The organism is Desulfobulbus sp., from assembly GCF_031547805.1.
GTDB lineage: Bacteria > Desulfobacterota > Desulfobulbia > Desulfobulbales > Desulfobulbaceae > Desulfobulbus.
Genome location: NZ_JAVBRQ010000005.1, coordinates 43,868 through 63,091, shown reverse-complemented (window position 1 = coordinate 63,091; position 19,224 = coordinate 43,868). Strand labels below are relative to the sequence as shown.

Annotated in this window: 19 protein-coding genes; 16 read left to right on the top strand and 3 right to left on the bottom strand. The window is 60.6% G+C overall.

Features of this window, described 5'->3' with window-relative positions; translation table 11 throughout:
- Positions 1–9: 9 nt before the first annotated feature.
- The 3 genes from RMR13_RS01930 to RMR13_RS01920 all read right to left on the bottom strand — a co-directional run bounded on the left by RMR13_RS01930 (position 10) and on the right by RMR13_RS01920 (position 2,831).
- Positions 10–477, bottom strand: coding sequence for a chemotaxis protein CheX (locus tag RMR13_RS01930; protein WP_310598959.1), 468 nt, complete (start codon positions 475–477; stop codon positions 10–12).
- A gap of 59 nt (positions 478–536) precedes the next feature.
- Positions 537–908, bottom strand: coding sequence for a response regulator (locus RMR13_RS01925; protein WP_310598958.1), 372 nt, complete (start codon positions 906–908; stop codon positions 537–539).
- A 165-nt stretch (positions 909–1,073) separates the two neighbouring features.
- The gene (locus tag RMR13_RS01920; protein ID WP_310598957.1) at positions 1,074–2,831 is read right to left on the bottom strand and encodes an ATP-binding protein; all 1,758 of its coding nucleotides are present in this window, start codon (positions 2,829–2,831) and stop codon (positions 1,074–1,076) included.
- A 283-nt stretch (positions 2,832–3,114) separates the two neighbouring features.
- Here RMR13_RS01920 and RMR13_RS01915 point away from each other — a divergent pair, with 283 nt between their 5' ends.
- The 16 genes from RMR13_RS01915 (at position 3,115) to fliN (ending at position 19,221) form a co-directional block, all read left to right on the top strand.
- Positions 3,115–5,559: a tetratricopeptide repeat protein gene (locus RMR13_RS01915; protein ID WP_310598956.1), complete on the top strand. Its 2,445-nt coding sequence runs from the start codon at positions 3,115–3,117 to the stop codon at positions 5,557–5,559.
- A gap of 47 nt (positions 5,560–5,606) precedes the next feature.
- A complete protein-coding gene (gene flgB / locus RMR13_RS01910) occupies positions 5,607–6,020 on the top strand; it encodes a flagellar basal body rod protein FlgB (protein WP_310598955.1) in 414 nt (137 codons plus the stop codon).
- 47 nt (positions 6,021–6,067) lie between these two features.
- Positions 6,068–6,505: a flagellar basal body rod protein FlgC gene (flgC, locus tag RMR13_RS01905; protein WP_310598954.1), complete on the top strand. Its 438-nt coding sequence runs from the start codon at positions 6,068–6,070 to the stop codon at positions 6,503–6,505.
- Positions 6,506–6,508: 3 nt separating this feature from the next.
- Entirely contained in the window at positions 6,509–6,802 is a 294-nt protein-coding gene (gene fliE, locus RMR13_RS01900; protein ID WP_310598953.1) for a flagellar hook-basal body complex protein FliE, read from the top strand.
- 65 nt (positions 6,803–6,867) lie between these two features.
- Positions 6,868–8,526 carry a flagellar basal-body MS-ring/collar protein FliF gene (fliF, locus tag RMR13_RS01895; RefSeq protein ID WP_310598952.1) on the top strand — a complete coding sequence of 553 codons (1,659 nt, stop codon included), beginning with the start codon at positions 6,868–6,870 and terminating at the stop codon, positions 8,524–8,526.
- 62 nt (positions 8,527–8,588) lie between these two features.
- Positions 8,589–9,602, top strand: a complete 1,014-nt coding sequence (gene fliG, locus RMR13_RS01890; RefSeq protein WP_310598951.1) for a flagellar motor switch protein FliG — start codon at positions 8,589–8,591, stop codon at positions 9,600–9,602.
- Positions 9,589–10,440 carry a FliH/SctL family protein gene (locus tag RMR13_RS01885; protein ID WP_310598950.1) on the top strand — a complete coding sequence of 284 codons (852 nt, stop codon included), beginning with the start codon at positions 9,589–9,591 and terminating at the stop codon, positions 10,438–10,440. The genes fliG and RMR13_RS01885 overlap by 14 nt, the downstream gene beginning before the upstream one ends.
- A 67-nt stretch (positions 10,441–10,507) precedes the next feature.
- A complete protein-coding gene (locus RMR13_RS01880; RefSeq protein ID WP_310598949.1) occupies positions 10,508–11,893 on the top strand; it encodes a FliI/YscN family ATPase in 1,386 nt (461 codons plus the stop codon).
- On the top strand, positions 11,890–12,330 hold the full coding sequence (locus tag RMR13_RS01875) for a flagellar FliJ family protein (protein WP_310598948.1): 441 nt from the start codon (positions 11,890–11,892) through the stop codon (positions 12,328–12,330). The genes RMR13_RS01880 and RMR13_RS01875 overlap by 4 nt, the downstream gene beginning before the upstream one ends.
- Before the next feature lie 49 nt (positions 12,331–12,379).
- Positions 12,380–12,895, top strand: coding sequence for a magnesium transporter MgtE N-terminal domain-containing protein (locus RMR13_RS01870; protein WP_310598947.1), 516 nt, complete (start codon positions 12,380–12,382; stop codon positions 12,893–12,895).
- Positions 12,896–12,900: 5 nt separating this feature from the next.
- Entirely contained in the window at positions 12,901–14,589 is a 1,689-nt protein-coding gene (locus RMR13_RS01865) for a flagellar hook-length control protein FliK (RefSeq protein WP_310598946.1), read from the top strand.
- A 15-nt stretch (positions 14,590–14,604) separates the two neighbouring features.
- On the top strand, positions 14,605–15,309 hold the full coding sequence (locus tag RMR13_RS01860) for a flagellar hook capping FlgD N-terminal domain-containing protein (RefSeq protein WP_310598945.1): 705 nt from the start codon (positions 14,605–14,607) through the stop codon (positions 15,307–15,309).
- Positions 15,310–15,509: 200 nt separating this feature from the next.
- On the top strand, positions 15,510–16,823 hold the full coding sequence (locus RMR13_RS01855; RefSeq protein ID WP_310598944.1) for a flagellar hook protein FlgE: 1,314 nt from the start codon (positions 15,510–15,512) through the stop codon (positions 16,821–16,823).
- A gap of 481 nt (positions 16,824–17,304) precedes the next feature.
- Positions 17,305–17,820: a flagellar basal body-associated FliL family protein gene (gene fliL, locus RMR13_RS01850; protein ID WP_310598943.1), complete on the top strand. Its 516-nt coding sequence runs from the start codon at positions 17,305–17,307 to the stop codon at positions 17,818–17,820.
- A 5-nt stretch (positions 17,821–17,825) separates the two neighbouring features.
- Positions 17,826–18,854, top strand: coding sequence for a FliM/FliN family flagellar motor switch protein (locus tag RMR13_RS01845; protein WP_310598942.1), 1,029 nt, complete (start codon positions 17,826–17,828; stop codon positions 18,852–18,854).
- Complete coding sequence (gene fliN / locus RMR13_RS01840; RefSeq protein ID WP_310598941.1) at positions 18,841–19,221, top strand: flagellar motor switch protein FliN; 381 nt, start codon at positions 18,841–18,843, stop codon at positions 19,219–19,221. Before RMR13_RS01845 ends, fliN begins: the two co-directional genes overlap by 14 nt.
- Positions 19,222–19,224 lie beyond the last annotated feature (3 nt).

Here is a 19,224-nt window from a genome sequence, read left to right as displayed (position 1 = left end):
CGAGGCGAGTCAACGTTCGAGTTCGACTTCGACATAAAACATGCCGTTGGGGGATTGAAACGGCAGGATGAGCCAGTCGCTTTCCGCCTGCGAGGAAAAGGTATATTCGTCGCCGAAGATGGTCGATGGCAGGGACAGCTGGATATCCCTGCCCCGGTCGGAAAGGATCGTCTTCAAGTTGCCCCCGAGCATGTTGGCGATTTCGCCGACGGCATCCTGGACATCTTCGTTGATTTCTCCAACGTCCACCCCCAGAAAGCTGCTGGTAACCGCCAGCGCCACTTCATTGGGTAAATGAACGGCCAGGATGCCCTTATGGGTTCCGGCAAGTCCCACCATGCCCGTGATCGATTTTTTATGCGTCCCGGTTTTCTCCACCGGTTCGCCGGCCGACGAAATGTCCATCATCACCATGCCGGTGAAAATTTCGATCGTCGATTCGATAAGCTTGTCACTGAGTTCCACAAAGCTATTCAAACTGTCCCCCTCCAGAATCGTCCAGGTAGAAGCATGATCGCCGCATAGATCGCCTCGAATTAAATCAGCGGCCCGAGCACTTCGTTGACTTTTTCCGGAGTAAAGGGTTTCTTCAGAGCACCGATAGCCCCCAGGCTTTTGGCTTCGCCGATGATATCGTCACCGGTTTCCGTAGAGATCATGAACACTGGAATATCCTTAATTGCCGGGCGGTTGGCCTTTTCCCGCAAGAATTCGATTCCATTCATGTTGGGCATGTTGATATCGCTAAGTACGATGTCGACGCTCTCGCTTTCCAGCAGGGTCAGTGCTTCCAGACCGTCTCCGGCCTCATAGATCTCGCCGAAATCAAGCCCGGCCTGGCGCAACGATCGACTGATGATCTTGCGCATGGTGCTGGAATCATCGACAAGCAGTACATTTTTTGCCATTCTCTTCTCCTTTTTTTCTTTCGATACCACACCGGCAACCCATGGTTTTTCCTGCTTCTCTTGCCGGCCAACAACGCAGGAATTCTCGTCGTGATCATTCTATCAGCAGAAAAAAGACGAAATCAAGTCTTCTTCTTTATACCGCAATGTTTTCTCGGCAACGGCTCACGACCGGCGCGGCACCCGCAGGGTCACGCAACTCCCCTTGCCCGGCCGAGTGATCACATCCATACTACCGCCAACGGCCCGCAGATTCCTGCGCACGGCGATCAAGCCCTGTTCCCCCTCATGCTCTTGCTCTGAAGGATGGGACGGCTTGCTGGATAACAGCACAAAACGCTCCCTGTCGGTCAACCGGCCAAGGTCGGCGGCGGCAAGCTGCCCGCGCCCGACGAGCAGGGCATCCACCCGCTCGCCGTCGAAGCCCCGGCCGTCATCCTCGACACTGAGCCAGATCTCCTCACCTTGGCGGAGGACCAGCAAGTGTAGCCTGCCGATCGTTCTCTTCCCCAAATGCATGCGTTCCTCGCCAATCTCCAGCCCATGCTCGACGCTGTTGCGCAACAAATGGAACAGGGAATCGGCCAGGACGGCCGCCGCGCCCGTTTCCTTCAGCGCTTCTATCCCCTCGACGATGAAGCGGACCCGCTTGCCGCTCGCGGCGGCGAGATCGTGCACCACCCGCTGCAGCCGACCGGCCAGGGAGGCAAGCGCGTCGCGGCGCCAGGAGCGCACGATCTCCCGCAGTTCGGTCAGGTATTCCTGATGTTGGTCAGGCAGCCGCAAGGGTACCAGCTGTTCGAGCAGAAAATGCACCCGTTCGAGCTTGCGGCCGTCGATGGCCACCGCCAACGGGCTTTCCGGCGCGGCCCGTCCTCCGGCATCGCAAACATCCTCCGCTTCCAGGGCCAAGGCCCGTTTATCATGCTGTTCGCGTAGCGCGTGTTCGATCTGGTCCGAGGTCACCCGGCCCATGTCGACCAGAACCTCGCCCAACAGGCGCGATTGCCCTTCCGGGTCGGAACGCTGCGCGGCCAGGGCCTGGTCGATGGTGGCCGCATCCGTCAAGCCCGCCTCGATCAGCAGTTCGCCCAAAGGCTGGCGCATCAAGCCCTGCAGGGAAGCAAGGTGACGGTCGAGATCGGCCACGGTCATGCCTTGGTTGGCCGGAAAGGCGGCCAGCGCGGTCCGGATTGCGTCGAGACTGCGCAAAAACACCCGTTCCGGATATTCGGTTTGAAAACATTCGCCCTGCACGAACCGATTGAGTGTCGAGGCCATGGACAGGCAAATGCGTTCCAGATCGTGAAAACCGTAAAGGGCAAAATACTGCTTCATCCGGGACAACAGGCGCGACAGCTCCGTTACCCGGCCCGGATCGACCACAATGAAATCCCACAGGACGCATTCCTGTTCGGCTGTGCCCACCAGATGCTCCATTTCCCAGAAGAACGCTTCCCGTTCCTCTTCCGGCAGTCCGCAACCCGCCCCATCGCCCGTGCCGGCGTCGTGTTGCGCCAATGCGGCCTGCCGCAGCACCGAAGCGAACCCGGCGGCCGCCGCCGCCAGACCTTGGTCGGACCGCTCCTCCCGCACCACAGCCAGGCCGCGTTCAAAAAAGCCGCAGGCCTCGTCCAGCAGGGCGATGTGCGGCGGGGTCAGCGGAATGCCACCCGACCGGAGTTGATCAAGCAAATACTCCATGGCCGCAGCCGGTGCCGCCAGGTGGTCGAAGCCCAAAGCAAGGCTCTTGCCCTTGATGAAATGAAACAATCGAAACCCGAAGTCAATGACCTTGGGCGCGATATCCTCGCGTGCGGGCTGCGCGGCCAGTGCCCGGACAAAGGGCTGCACCCGGCCGATCATCTCCAGAGATGTATCGATAAAGGCCGCGATCGGCCGCCATGACTCTTCTTCTGTCACTCCTGCTCTCCTTCTGTATGTTGTACCCAGCCGACCGAATCGGTCGGGTGGGTTTCGTAACTTCCATTCGGGAGCGGCCCAGGCACACGCCCCTTCCATGCCAAAAAAATGACTCAGGGCCTCCTGTTGCGGCCTGCCCCGGCATTTCCCCTTCTCATCCCGTACAAAAAAAGCCCGGCCTCTACCCTTTTCACCATCGAAATGGATGGAATGCTTATTGCTTGCGACTGAGCAGGCGTCCTCCGGCATAAAGCGGGTGGAAGGCCCAACCCAGTGACCACACATGCGCCGCACTTTATTCATCATCTTCTTGCTGCTGCTTGCTGTCAATCAATTTTGCGGCAGCGACGCCCGGGCCGAAGCCCTGCTCAAGGCAATCACCCGGAACGACGATCCGGCCAGTCTTCACCTGGTTTTCGATTTCGACCAGGTGCCGGAATACCATCTCGCGACCAGCGGGCGGCGGATCGACCTGGTCCTGCGGGACGTGGCCCCGAGCGCCACTCTCTCCCAGCCGGAGACCGACGACAAGATGGTCAAACTGGTCAACAGGGTCGAAACAAACGGTATGCTGCTTTCTTTTTACTTTCGCTATCCACCGCAAAAGGTGACCAGCGAGAGCCGTAAGGGAGACAACCAGGTGGTGATCGATATTCTGCTGGGCAACCAGCAGTCCGCTTCTCAACCGGATCTCTCCGCCCCGCCGCAACAGACCGACACGGATCGAAAGACCGCGCCCCAGGTCCCGGCGGGCCCGACCAATCCGGTCAACAGCACGGCTTTTGCCAAAAACTGGCGTTCGTTTTTCACCGAATACGAATCGCCGCTGACGGTGCTTCCCGCGCCCAAGTTCCACCTGCCGCCTTTTCCCATGGCCGCCGCCCTGCCCCCGCAGCTCCCGGTGACCGACTGGCTGTCCGAAGAAACGCTGGCGCAAGCCGGGGAAAATAAATGGTTCCAGGTGTGTCTGCTGCTCCGCGAGCAAGTGGTTCGGCAACCGACGGAAAAATTCAAAGAACGGCTGGTGTTGACCTATGCCGAGGCCCTGATCAGGGCCGGTGAGTACCGGGAGCCCTACTTCCTGCTGCAGCGGATCGTGATCCAGTATCCCGACACGCCCATGGCCGAGATGGCCTCCATGCTGCAGATTTACCAGGAGGCTGAACGCGGCGATGTGATCGACGCCTACTACGAGCTGCGCAACTGGATGAAGAAGAACGAAGGCTCTCCCTTGAGCGGCTCGAACCATCTGCTGCTGGCCGAACTGGCGCTGTTGGCCAACCGGCTCGACGACGCGAAAAAGCTGCTCGACAACCCCGCAGTGGCCAACGACGCCGCGCTGGCCCCCCTTCGCCAGCTGCGGCAGGCCGATCTCCTTTCGGCGGCGGGCCAGATGGCCAAGGCCGTGGCCGCCTATCAAGACCTGGACAAACGATCGCCCCAGTTGATCGAAAACCAGCCCATGTCGCTTGCCCGCTTTGCCAACGAGCTGTATGCCGCCGGCCAATATGCCGAGGCGGCCAAACGCTACCAGCAGCTCGCCGACATGCTGACCAACCGGCCCCAGCAGGATCTCATTTTGTTCCGGCTGGCCCTGGCCCAGCTCCATGTTCCGGCCACGGCCAAGAAGGCCCGGATCGAATTGCAGCAGATCAGCAACGCCTTCCCCGGCACCGAGGGCAGTTTGTTGGCCCAGCTCAAGCAGACCGATGTGGACTTCATCGCCAACAAGATGCCGGCCAGCGAGGCGGAGGCCCTCTACGGCAGATGCGCGACCCTGGCCGAGGCAATTGCCGTGCGCGAGGAGTGCGGATTCAAGCTGGCTCTGGTGAAGGTTCTGTCGGGCGACAATGAGGCGGGCGTCAACCAATGCATGCAGTTGCTGCGCAGCTTTCAATCGGGCAGACTGCGCACCGAGACCACGGCCCTGCTCATCCAGCAGCTTCCCATCGTGATCAAGCAACTGGTCAAGGAGGGCGAATCGGTCAAGGCCCTGGTACTGGCCAAGCAGAACAAATATCTCTTTGCCAACGGCTGGCTCGACACCGGCATGCTGTACGACTTGGCCCTGGCCTGCGACAAGCTGGGCATGACCGATCAAACGGCTGAAATTTATCAGTATCTTTTCGACGTTTCCGACGAGGCCGGCCAGGAAAAGATCTACCTGCCCCTGATTCAATCCCTGGCCGCCTCCGACCAATACCTGCAGGTCGAGGAATACGCCGACCGTTATCTGGCCCGCTATCCGGAAGGAGCCAATCGATCGGCCGTATTCGTTTCCAAGATTCTGGCGCTTTACAAGAGCGGCCAGGTGGCCAAGGCCCTTGCCCAATTGAACGACGAGGCAAACCCCAAGGTCCTGGCGTTGGAGTTGCTCAAGGGCCGGATCTACTATGAACAACAGGCATGGAAAAAGGCGATCGAAACCCTGACCCAGCCGGAAGTGCGGGAAATGCTGAACCGACAGGGAATGCTGCTGCCGCTGGCCGAATCGTACTTCCATGCCGGGCAGAACGAACAGGCCCTTCCCCTGTTCGAACGCATCACCGAACGCAACCAGGATGGGAGCGAGCAGGCCCGCTACCGCCTGGCCCAGATCGCCCTGCGCCAGGGCCACAAGCCGCAGGCGCTTAAGTTGTTCAAGGAGTTGGCCGAAAAAGGCACAGACCCCTTGTGGACCAAACTGGCCCGCGAGGAAGCGGCCATTCTCGAACTCGATAAACGCTGACGCCGGCCGCCTTGGCCGCCATCGCCACCTTTTGACGGAGAATTTCCATGCCTGGCATCCAACAGTTCGACACCACCATGCGGCTTTTGCAGAAGGTACTTGACCTTCGCTCCAAGAACCAGGAGGTCATCGGCTCCAATATCGCCAACGCCGAAACACCGGGGTACGAGGCCAAATCCTTCCAGTTCGAGGATCAGTTGCGCAGCGCCATGGCCGACAAAGGCATGCGGTCGGTACCGGCCCAGCCAGGCCACATCCCCCTGGCTCCCGGCAATCTCGAACAGGTCAACGGCACGATCGCCATCACCAAGGACACCACCGGACTGGGCGACAAAAACACGGTCAGCGTCGATCAGGAGATGGTCAAACTCTCGCAAAACGAGATTCTGTACGAAACCGCGGTCACCATGCTCAACAAAAAATTGTCGATACTCAAATACGCCGCCAATGGTGGCGCATAATTTGCTAGAACACAGCAACACCTCTCCTTTCAAGACAGGAGTCTGTCATGGACATTTTCACCACCTTCGACATTGCCGCCTCGGGATTGAAGGCGCAGCAAACCCGGCTGAACACCATCAGCTCCAATTTGGCCAACGCCGAAACCACCTCGACCCCCGAGGGCGGGCCCTACAAAAAGAAATCCGTGGTGTTTCAAACCGAGCCGGTTCCCTTCCAGCGGCACCTTTCCGCCTCGATCCAGGACCAGCGGCATTCCGAGGGCGTCAAGGTCGCCAAGATCGTCGAGGACAACAGTCCGCCCCAGCTCATCTACGACCCCTCGCATCCGGATGCCAGGCCGGACGGCTACGTGGCGCTGCCCAACGTCAGCGTCTTCAAGGAAATCGTGGACATGATGTCCGCCACCCGTTCGTACGAGGCCAACACCACCACCATCAAATCGGCCAAGCGCATGGCCATGAAAGCCCTCGACATCGGGAGATAACAGATGGAAGCGATTCAAGGCATCGGCCCCCTGACCACTCCGGCCGCCTCCGCGGCCTCTCCGACCCGCCAGGCGGCAACCACCTTCGGCGACATCCTCGGCGCCATGGTGGAGAACACCAGCCAGCAGCAACAGAAAGCCGACCTGGCCATTCAACAGCTCCATAACGGCGGCGAGAGAAACCTGCACGAGGCCATGATCGCCATGGAAAAAGCGGACATTTCGCTGCGTTTTGCCGTTCAGGTCCGCAACAAGGCCATCGATGCCTACCAGGAAATCATGCGGATGCAGGTGTGATCCGCGGCCCTATGCCGTAACAGCCCGCCACATTCGGGGAATCATCAACGCAGGGAAGCATCGCCATGGCCGAACAACCAACGGATGCCACTTCGAGCTCAAAACTGAAAAGCGGCTGGCAGGCGCTGGTGGCGACCATCGTCGCCTGGCCCCTGTCCCGAAAAATCGCTCTGGCGGCCGTGACCGCCCTGACCCTGGGCATGTTCGCCCTGATCATCGTCCAGGCGCGTACCGCGGAATACCAGCTCTTGTACGGCAATCTCGCCGATCCCGACGCCTCGGCCGTGATCAACTGGCTCAAGGGCCAGAACATCCCCTACCAGTTGGACAACAACGGCCACAACATCCTCATCCCGGCCAAGGACGTCCATGAAAGCCGCCTGAGCCTGGCCTCGCTCGGTTTGCCCCAGGGCGGCGGCGTTGGTTTTGAAATTTTCGACAAACAGTCGTTCGCGCTCACCGATTTCGTCCAAAAAGTAAACTATTCCAGGGCGTTGCAAGGAGAATTGTCGCGAACCATCGCCTCGCTCGGCCCGGTGGAAACCGCGCGCGTGCATCTTGCCCTGCCGGAGAAACGGCTGTTCAAGGACCAGCAGCAGCCCGCCACCGCCTCGGTCATCATCAAGCTCGCGCCGGGCAAGCGGCTGAACGAGACCCAGATCGAAGGCATCGTGCACCTGGTGTCCAGTTCCATCGAAGGGCTGGATCCCCAGCACGTGACGATTATCGACCAGAACGGCAACGTGCTGTCGCGGCTGGGCGAGAAAGGGTTGGCCGGCGGTATTTCCCCCGACATGCTGGAGTTTCAGATGCAGGTGGAACAGCGGCTGGAGGACCGGGCCCAGACCCTGCTCGACAAGTCGCTCGGTGCCAAGAACGCCATGGTGCGGGTCAGTGCCACCCTCGATTTTTCCAAGACCGAGAAAACCGAGGAGACCTTCGATCCCGAGGAGCCGGTCATTCGCAGCGAGCAGGTCAACGAGGAAAAATCGGGTTCGGAAATCGTTGGCGGCGTCCCCGGGGTCCAGTCGAACCTGGAGGGCAACACCAACCAGGCCGCCGGGGCTTCGTCGCCGACCAGCCGGTCGCAGCGGACCACCAACTATGAAATCAGCAAGGTGGTGTCGAAAACGGTCAATCCGATCGGCACGATCAGCAAACTTTCGGTTTCGGTGCTGGTGGCCGACAAAGCCGTTCCGGCCAAGGACGGGGAAGAGGCCCGAACCGAAGCCCGATCGCCGGCCGAACTCAAGGCCCTGGAAACCATGGTGGGCTCGGCTCTGGGGCTGGACCAGGCTCGCGGCGACAAAATCGAGGTCACCTCCATGCCATTTCTTGCCGCCGCCGACGGCAGCGACGGTAGCGGCGAGGGCGAGGCGGGCAGCCGCGTGTATCAATACATTCCGCTCGTTCGCTACGGACTCCTTGCCCTGGGCTGCCTGGTGCTCTACTTTTTACTGGTCAGGCCGCTGATGAAGACCTTGAATCGCGACGTCACCCAGCACTACAAAACCGTGGAACAGATGGAAGCGGAACAGACCAAGGGCGCGACGGCCGGCGGTCCCAAACCGGAGGGGACGGATGTCCTGATCGGCGGGGCAGCCTACAAGGCCGCCATGGAATCGCCGCCGGTCGATGCCTTGGAGAAGGTGCGCAAGGGCGTGGAAAACGATCCGGTATTCAGCGCCCATGTGCTCAAGGGATGGATTCATGAACAGGGATGAGCGGGGCATCCATTGCCCGGCGTTGATCGTTCGAACGGGTATCTTCTACAAGAGCGGGATCCATGGCAGCGGCAGATAAACTGACAGGACTGAAAAAAGCGGCGATCCTGCTCATTTGTCTTGGCGAGGAAACGGCGACCAAACTGATGCGGGAATTGACCGACGAGGAGATCTTCAAGGTCACCCGATGCATGGCGGGCATCGAGCACATTCCCGACGAGATCAAGATGCGAGTGCTGGAGGAGTTCGAGATGTCCGCCGAGAGCCAAGCCGGCCTGGTGGTCAAAGGCCAGGAATTCGCCAAGAAACTGATTGCGGGCTCGGGCAGCAAGAACCGCGAGACCAACCTGATGCGCCAGTTTGTTTCTGGCACCGAGGCGCGCCCCCTGGAAACCATCTCCAAGTTGCACCCCGCCATGGTGGCCGAACTGCTCGAACGCGAACACCCCCAGACCCTGGCCCTGGTCCTCTCGACCCAGACCACCGAGCACGCTGGCGCGATCGTCGCCCACTTGCCCGAGGAAAAACGGGCCGATGTCATCCACCGCATCGCCACCTTGGACAAGGTCTCGCCGTCGGTGATCGACCGGATCGAGGAGGCGCTGAGCAAGGAAATCGGCATCGTGGTCGGCGCCCAGGAGTTGCGGCAGGTCGGTGGCTTGAAGAAGGTAGTCGAGATTCTCGACAGCATGACCGACAACCTGGATTCGGATATTCTGGACAGCCTTGAACAGGTCGATCCGGACATGGTCGAGAACATCCGCAAGATGATGTTCACCTTCGAGGATCTGTGCGCCCTGGACGGCCGCTCGATCCAGATGATCCTGCGCGAGGTCAACAACGATTCCCTGACCCTGGCCTTGAAGACCGCCTCCGACGAGATCAAGGCCAAGATCTTTACCAACATGTCCTCGCGCGCCGCAGACATGATCAAGGACGATCTGAACGCCATGGGCCCGGTCCGACTCTCCGAGGTCGAGGCCATGCAGCAGACCATCGTCAAGATCGCCATGAAGCTCGAGGAAGAGGGCAAGCTGGTGTTGGGCGGCAAGGGTGGCGGCGATGAGTTCGTCTAAGGTTTTCAAGCAAGATCCCCTGTTCACCCCCACCACCCTGGTCCGCCACAACATTGCCGTTCCCCGGGAAGAGGAGCGCCCCCCGGCCGCGGCGGCCGTTGTCGAAGATGGAGTTGCCGGAGAAGCCGCTATTCAGGAGACTCAGCCCGGCTTCGAGCTTGCCGAACTGCCGTCCGAGGTTTGGGACGAACCGGCAACGGAAAGCGTTCCGGAACCGGAGCCGATGCCAACGGCCGTGACGGAACCGGAACCGGCGGCGCCGGCCATCGATATCGACGCCATCCGCCAGGAGGCCTACAACCGTGGCATGGCCGACGTGGCGGCCCAGCTCAAAATGGAGCTGCACCAGGCGATCTCGGCCTTTGCCGAAGGTTGTCAAAAAATCGACAGCCAGCACAAGACCATGTTCCAGCGCAACCGCGCCGAGCTGATCAACCTGGTCATCATGCTCACGGAAAAAATTCTGCACCACGAGCTGACCACGCCGCGCAACGTCATTGCCGCCACTCTGGAAGCGGCCCTGGAACAGGCCATCGAGAGCGAGGAATTCTATGTGACCCTGCATCCCGACGATCTGGCCATTGCCGAGACCAAGGTCCCCGAATTGATCGCCTCGGTTCGCGGCCTCTCGCGCCTCGTCTTCAAGACCGATCCGAGCATGAGCCGGGGCGGGTGCCTGTTGGAGTCGCCGACCTGCGCGGTGGACGCCTCGATCGAACTCCAACTGGCGAACACCAAGGAATTCCTCGAACAGCAGCCTGTTTTCGTTCCGCCCGCCGACGACGAACCCGCACCGGCTTCCGGGGCGGCGGCCGGGGAAACGCCGGCCGGGGCGTGAACGCGCCCCGCTGCCGCCGCCGGCCCTGTTTTTTCGAACCTTTCCGGCCCCTGTGCCTTGAAATCCGATGCCATCGCTTGCCGACCGCCTCAACTCTTTTTCCTCCATCCGAACCTACGGCAAGGTGCACCGCATCGTCGGCCTGGTGGTGGAAGGATCCTGCCCGCGCTCTTCCATCGGCTCCCTTTGCGAGATCATCCCGCTCCAGGAAGGTCCTGAGATTCCGGCTGAAATTGTCGGCTACAGCAACAACCGGGCACTGCTGATGCCCCTGGGCGAGTTGCGCGGCTTAGGTCCGGGCAGCCGCATCCTGGTCAGGAAGGAACAGGCCACCATCAGCGTCGGCGACGCCCTGCTGGGCCGGGTGCTCGACGGCATGGGCACCCCCCTCGACCAGGGTCCGCCCATGTTCCTGCCCCATGAAAAACCGCTGTATTCCCTACCCCCGGACCCGATGCGCCGGGCCGCCATCCACCAGCCGCTCGATCTCGGCATCCGGGCCATCAACGGCCTGCTCACCTGCGGCATCGGCCAGCGCATGGGCATCATGGCCGGATCCGGGGTGGGCAAAAGTGTGCTGCTGGGAATGATGGCCAAATTCGCCAAAGCGGACATCAACGTCATCGCCCTGATCGGCGAGCGCGGCCGCGAGGTCAAGGAGTTCATCGAGCGCGACCTGGGGCCGGAAGGCCTGGCCCACTCGGTGATCATCGCCGTCACCTCGGATCAGTCGCCGCTGCTCAGGATGCGCGGGGCCTTTGTCGCCACCGCCATTGCCGAATATTTCTGCCAGCAGGGCAAGAACGTGCTCTTGATGATGGATTCGGTCACCCGCTTTGCCATGGCCATGCGCGAGATCGGTCTATCCATCGGCGAGCCGCCGACCACCAAGGGCTATACCCCGAGCGTGTTCGCCACCCTGCCCAAGCTGCTGGAGCGGGCCGGCAATTTCCAGGACCAGGGTTCGATCACCGGCCTGTACACCGTGCTGGTCGACGGCGACGACCTGACCGAGCCGGTCGCCGATTCGGTCCGCTCGATTCTGGACGGCCATATTGTTCTGTCGCGCGCCATTGCCGCCAAAAACCACTATCCCGCCATCGACGTGATGCTCTCCACCAGCCGCGTCATGCGCGACATCACCGGCCAGCGGCATCGGGAGCTGGCGGGCAAGACCCGCAGCGTCCTGGCCGTGTACCGGGAATCGGAAGACCTGATCAACATCGGCGCCTATGCCGCGGGCAGCAACAAGAAAATCGACTATGCCATCGCCCGCATCGATGCCATCAACGCCTTCCTCACCCAAGGATACGACGAATCCTGCACGCTTGAGGATACGCTTGCCGCCATGGGGGATCTGGTCAGCGACCGCCAGGTTGCCGACCGGCGGCGCGCCGGCCGCAAGGGATTCGATCGCCGGAAAACCGATCAAGCCGATGAGGGCGGCGAATGAAGCCGTTTTCCATGCATGCGGTGCTCAAATACCGCCAACAGCTTGAGGATTCGGCGCGGCAGGCCATGTATCAGGCCATGGAAATCGAGGCGCGACTTCAGGAAGCGCTGCTGCGAACCGAAAAGGAATTAACGGAGTTGTATGTCGACCAGCGGCGCGACCAGGAACAGGGCACCACCGTGGACCGGCTGCGCCTGTTTGAATCCCGGATCGACCTGGTGCGCCGGGAACTCGAGACGCGTCAAACCGAACTCGGCAAACAACAGGCCCTCGTGGCCCAAAAAAGGCAGATGCTGGTGAAAAAGAGCAAGGACAGGAAAATCATCGAGAAGTTGCGGGAACAACAAAATGCCGCCTACGCCAGATTCCTGGAAAAAAAACAATTGGCCATGTTGGATGAAATTGCCGTGCTTTCCCACGAACGCAAGCAACACTGATCCCTGCCGTCGACGCCATCCCTGTCCGCAATACCGTCCGGAGCGCCCCATGAAAAAACTTTTCTTCCTCGCCGGCCTGATCCTCTTCTCGCTCCTGTGGCCGGCGCTCGCCGCGGAAAACGATTCGCCGCCGGCGCCCCAGTCCGGTCCGGATAAGCAATACGGCTCGGTGGAGGAGCGGCGGATCATGGAGAGCCTCCAGGCCGGAGGCGCGCCTTTTGCCCGAGAGCGAGAGGACTTGGAAAACAAGAAAAAGGAACTAAAGAGATTGGAAGGTGAGGTCGATAAGAAAATCGAACAGCTCAACCAGCTCCGGGTTCGCATTGAGAAACTCCTGGAGCAAAAGGATGTCGAGGAGCAAAAACGGATCGGAGAACTCGCCAAGATGTACGAAAAGATGACCGCCGACAAGGCCGCCGCGGCCTTGGCCACGGTGGATCAAGATCTGGCGATCTCCATCCTCGGTAGAATGAAGACCAAGTCCGCCGCCAAAGTTCTCAACAACCTGGATCGGGACAAGGCGGCCAAATTAACCACCGCTTTTTCCATCACGGATACTCGATAATGCCCATGCCAGCACTTGCAATCGTTTCCGCTGACCTGATGACCTCTGCGCCACAGCCAGCGGCATCAGCCAACACCGGTAACGAGGGGCTCTTCGCCTCCCACCTGAAAAACGCGACCGGCCAGCAAGCCACCGACGCGGCCACGCAGGTCGGCACCAACCAGAAACATGCACGCGGCCGCCAGGCCCGCGATGCGGCCCAGGGGGCAAAGAAAACCGATGCGGCCCAAGCCAAGGGCGCCGCCGAAGACACCCCGGCCACTGGCGCAAGCCCCAACGGCAAAGCCGACACGGCGATCCAGCAGCCGGAACCGGCCATCCAGGCCGACACGGCCCCGCCGGAAAATATGCTGGTCAACCCGCTGGCCATCGGCCAACAGCAGCGCGAATCGGCCGTGGCACGGCTGCTGGCCAGCCTGACCGCTGGTGTCGGCGACGATCTGCGCGCCAATATTGCGTCACAAGCCTCGCAGCCCACAATGCCGCAGTCGGGCGTGCAAATGACCACCCAGGCCGCCCTGCAAGCAAATCAACAGTCGGCCATGCAGCAGACAGCCGCTCAACCGGCCTCGATCCAGCTGCCCGGTGAGCTGGCCGGCACCGCCGCCCTGGCCGCTCCGACTGCCGCCGAGTTGCCAGCTGCTCCGGCCCCTACCGGCCAAGGCGTCAATCCCGGCATGCAAACGACAGGCAGTGCCGCCGCAGCCGCAGCTATGACGGCTGGCCAGGCGACACAGGCCGCGCAACAGCCGCAAATAACCATCAGCGTTGCCGACGCCGAGCCGCAGGCGATCGACGCCGCTGCCGCGGATGCACAGCCCCAGCCCGGTGGTCCCATGATCGTCCAGAACAAGTACGGCCAGATCATCACCATTCACCAGGGTAAGCCCGGCGAGGAAGAAGGCGAGGGCGATATTCCCGCACCGGCCGCGACCGCATCCGAAGATCATACGGTCGATGTGGACGGCAACTACATCCGCTCCCGTCTGCTCAAGGAGCGCGCCGACACTCCGGTGGAGTCGGGAAAAAGTACCCAGACCGACAGCACCTTGCAGACCGCCAAGCAGCAGGAGCAGGCGTCCGCCGCCGAGGCAGCGAAACCCGCCGCCGGCGAGCAGTTCGCCTCGCAGAAGACGCAACCGGTCGCCAGCCAGGAACCTTCCCCGTTGGTCGCGGCCGGCCAGCCGCAGAGCACGGGCCAGCAAACATCCACCAGCACCCCGATCTCCTCGGTCACCATGCATCTGCCCTCCGGCATGGCCGTGCCCGACAGCGCGGTGGTCGACCAGATGATCGCCCATTTCTCGATCAACAAGCAGCTTGAGAACAGCACGGTCACCCTTCGGCTCTATCCGGAGGAACTGGGCGAGCTGAGAATGGAGATCAAGGTGGCCCAGGATAACATCAAGGCACACATCGTGGTCCAGAGCCCCCAGGCCCAGGAAATGATCGACCGCCATCTGCCCCGACTCCGGGAGGCCTTGGAACAACAGGGCTTGCAGCTGCATCAGGTGGAGGTGTCGGTCGCGGCCCAGGGCCACACCGGCGGCGAGCGCTTCCAGGAAAGCAATGCCTGGCGGCAGCAGACTGCTTCTTCGAGCAGCCACGTCACCGGCCCATCCGATTTTTCACAGGAACTTGAAGAGGTTGCCGGCGACGTTGATGCCGACAGCACTCTCAGCGTCCTCGTTTGAGGCAGGAGGTAGAATATGACAACCGTCAACACAGCCAACAATGCCACCGCAACCGCCGGCGCCACCGCCACGACGCAGAAGTCGAAGGCCAGCGCCCTTGGCCAGGAACAGTTCCTCACCCTGCTGGTGGCCCAGTTGCAGCATCAGGATCCGCTCAACCCGTCCGATCCCACCGAATTCACCGCTCAATTGGCCCAGTACAGCCAACTGGAACAGTTGTTCAATCTCAACGACTCGATGGACCAGCTGGCCGCCGCGACCAACAGTTCCGAGCGGTATGCGGCCCTGGGCCTGATCGGCCAGGACGTGGTGGTGGAGAACAACGAATTCGCCCTTGGTGACAAACCGGTGCAGGTCGGCTACAGGATCGACGGCAACGTGACTGGAGCCAGCCTGGAAATCAAAAACAAAACCGGTCAGACCGTGGCCACCATCAAAGCGACCGACCTGACCGCAGGAAATCATTTCCTGACCTGGGATGGCAAGGACAGCGATGGCAACGTCATGGCTCCGGGCAACTATTCGATTTCCATCTCCGCCACAGCTGCGAACGGCACGACCGCTTCAGTCTCGCCCTTGGTCCGGTCCCAGGTTACCGGCATCGACCTGAGCGGCGCCCAGGCGAAAATCGTCACCGCTCTGGGAGAATACAATATTTCCTCCCTGCACGGGGCCTACAGCGGCCAAAACCAGAACACGACCGACAGCAAATCCGGTTGACCCCGATCAGCGGCCGGCGGCCATCGCCCCGGCACTGATCCAGACGCCAACGGACTGGCGATCTCAAATAACATACCTTCATCTCTGAGCAACGGACGGCGCGGAGATAATCGAGGAGAACGGCAAAACGGCCCATCATTCGGCCAATGCCTTTCCACAAAACATTTTCATCGATTATTCAACCCACGCAGGAGATTATCATGGGTATTCAAAGTGCAATGTACAGCGGCATCAGCGGCCTCAACCTCAATTCCCAGGCGATGAGCGTCATCGGCAATAACCTGGCCAACACCGGCACCTTGGGCTACAAGAGCGCGCGCAGCATTTTTTCCGATCTTTTGTCGAGCAACGTCTTCGGTTCCGGCGGTGTATCCCAGGTAGGCCGCGGCGCCGGCCTTTCCATCGTCGATTCCGTCTTCAGCCAGGGCACCTTCGAAACCACCTCCTCCGGCACCGATGTCGCCGTCGAAGGCGTTGGCTTTTTCGTGCTCAAGGAACCGGGCAACGATACCACCTACTACACCCGGGCCGGTTCTTTCCGGTTCGACCAAGACGGCTATCTGGTCAGCCCGGAAGGACTGCGTGTCCAGGGCAAGGCGTTTGACCAGGTGAACAATACCGAACTGCTCCCCATCGACCCCTCAGACATCCGGGTGAACAACCTGGGCCTGGTGGAAGCCAATCCCACCACCGAGGTTACCTTCAACACCAACCTGAGCGAAAATTCGACGGAAATCGGCCCAGGGGCTATCGACCCTGCGGACAGAAGCTCCTACAACTATTCCGCCTCGACCAAGGTCTACGATTCTCTGGGAGAGTCCCATCTGGTCACCGCCTACTGGCGCCTGATCGACGATACCAACAACACCTGGGAGGCGGCCTACAGAGTCGACAACGAAACCGGGGTTCATCCCTTGGGGTTTAACTATACTAATTTTAGCGGTTCCTTGTCTGGTGCGCAGAGCCAAATGGAATTCGACTCAAAGGGGCAATCCCTCAATCGCGACGGCAACGGTGCGTCCATACCTTTTACCTCGGTGCCTATCCCAATCCAGTGGGGAAACGGCGCCTTGGACTCGACGATCACCTTCAATTTCGACTGCACCCAGTATAACAGCGACTCCATCGTCATCAGCCAGTCGCAAAACGGATATGGGGCGGGCGAGTTGACCAACGTCGCGGTCAACAACGAGGGGATCGTGGTGGCCTCCTACTCCAATGGCCGCCAAATCAACATCTCCCAGCTGGTTCTGGCAAAATTTCAGAATCCCGGGGGGTTGCAACTGGCCGGAGCCAACCGTTACACCGCTCCGACCGAGGTTGGCATTATCCGGGTCGGCCTGCCCGGGCCGGAGTTGGGCAAGCTGTACACCAACTCACTGGAGCAGTCCAATGTCGACATGGGTCAGGAGTTCGTCAGCATGATCACCACCCAGCGCGGTTTCCAGGCCAACTCCAAGATCATCACCACCGTGGATGAGATGCTGAGCGAGCTGATCAACCTCAAACGATAAGCGATCGGCACAAGTCATTATTTCGACACACGGCTCCATGGCCCCCAGGGTCATGGAGCCGTATTGTTTTCCCCTTTTTTTCCCCTCCCTCTCCTACTTTCTTCCTTTTTTGCCGCCCACGCCTTCTTCCTTACCCCGAAGACGGCTGCGGATGGGCCGCATTCACCGGCTCTCGCCAGGGACAAACCCGTTGCAACCGGGCTGCCTCCCCGCAATCGAGGCGCCGCATCTTCCCTGCCCGGCTTGGCTTGACAGCCCAGAGCACATCGTGCTTGACTTGGAGCTGGAAGTACGCTCTCATGGCACCTTCTTTGCAACGTCACCGATGAGCCGGATACCCGGGCCGACATTTCGACCTTTTTCATCCGCTCGTTCGGCCCGGCGCCAGTCAGGGCAACCGGCAACCCATTGCCCGCCCCACCATCGTTTTAGGAATCCGTTCCCATTTTTTGTGAACGGTCCCAATTGAAAGGAACCCATCATGGCGGAGAAAAAACCCGAAAAAGCGGAAGAGCCGAAAAAAGGCGACAAGAAGAAGCTGATCATCATTGCGGCCGCGGTCCTGGTCCCCCTGTTGGCCGGCGGCGGCTACTACTTCCTGATGTACAAACCCAAGCAGGAGGAAATGCTCCGCAAGCAGCAGGAAGAAAGCAAGGCGGCCGCCCTGATCAAGCCGGTGCCCGAGGAGGCGAAGATCGGCCCCATGGTGGAGATCAAGGAATTCATCGTCAACATCATCGGCACCGACGCTCCCCACTATGTCAAAGCCTCGCTCTCGCTCGAGCTGGACAAGGACAGCACCGTGGATGAGGTCAACCGGCGTATGCCCCAGATCCGCGACACCATCCTGCTGATCATCGGCAACAAAACCTTCGAGGAGTTGCAGGATATCCAGGGCAAGAACCAGGTGAAGGCCGAATTGAAGAGCAAGATCAACTCGTTTCTCAAAACCGGCAAGATCAACAATATCTATCTGACCGACTTCGTAGTGCAGTGAGCCCCGTGGAGCCGATACTCAGCAAACAGGAGATCGCCGAACTGCTGGCGGCCATCAAGGCCGGCAGGATCTCGACGGATCTAATCGAAAGCAGCCAACCCTGGCCGACGCGCCAGGCCATGCCGGCGTCGCATCTCGACCTGTTCACGGTCTACGAACGCATCCGGACCAGCGGCGAGTTGCGCATCCCTAACCTGGATATCATCCTCGACAATTTCTGCCGCCGGTTCTCCACCAGCCTGACCAATGTCATGCTGCGCAACTTCGTGGTCGAGCGGGCGGAAATCGCTACTACCGTCTTCCAGCAGAGCCTGGTCGATCTCAACAACCAGGGCGCGGTGGGCATCTACAGCACCTCGCCCCTGAAGCATGGTTGCCTGTTCCATTTCGACACCCTGATGGCCTTCACCTTGCTGGAGATCATGCTCGGTTCGGCCCAATCCAGCGAATCGCTGGCCTTGAACCGCAACCTGACCACCATCGAGATCTCCCTGCTGAAGACCATCATGCTCGACATCTGCACCGAGCTCACCAACGCCATGCGGCCGGTGGCCGACATCCAGGTGCTGCTGAACAAGGTGGAAAACAATTTCCGCCTGGTCAATATCGTCGAGCCGGAGACCGAGGTGCTGGTGACCCGCTTCAATATCCGGCTGGCCGGCGAATTGTGCGGCCAAATGCGGTTGATCGTCCCCTACCCCACCCTCGAACCGTTGCGCGAACGGTTCAAGGCCCTGGTCACCGTTGCCCAGGGGGCCAACACCTGGGCCAGCCAATTGGCCCACGAGGCGCTGGCCATGGACAGTTTGGTGATCGCCCGTTCCGGCCATGTCAACATGACCATCCGTAAAATCCTCAGCCTCCAGCCCGGCGACATCGTCGACCTGCAGTACAACCCCGATCAGCCCCTGACCATCCTGATCGAGGATCAGCCCCTTTTCCAGGCCATCGCCGGAGAACGGAACGGCAAGAAGGCTTTTCATGTCACCGGTCGCCACAGCAACCGAGTAGGAGGCATTCATGGCAACACCTGATGCGCTGGAACCGCAGCAATTCACCCCGCTCAATCCCGAGGAAACCGCCGAACTGCTGAAGGAAAGCAAGGAAGAACCGCCGCCCCAGCCCGCCCCGGGCAACCTGGCCAGGGAGCTGGAATTTCTCTACGGCGTTCCCCTGCAGGTTTCGGTCGAGGTCGGCCGGGCCCGGATTCTGCTCAAGGATCTTTTGCAGATGGGCGAGGGCTACGTGGTCGAACTCGACAAGCAGGCCGGCGATCCCCTGGACCTCTATGTCAATTCCCGACTAATCGCCCGGGGAGAGGCGGTCAAGGTGGGTGACAAGTTCGGGATCAAGCTGACCGAGGTGGTCAGCCAGTCGGACCGGATCGAAAACCTGGGATAGCCG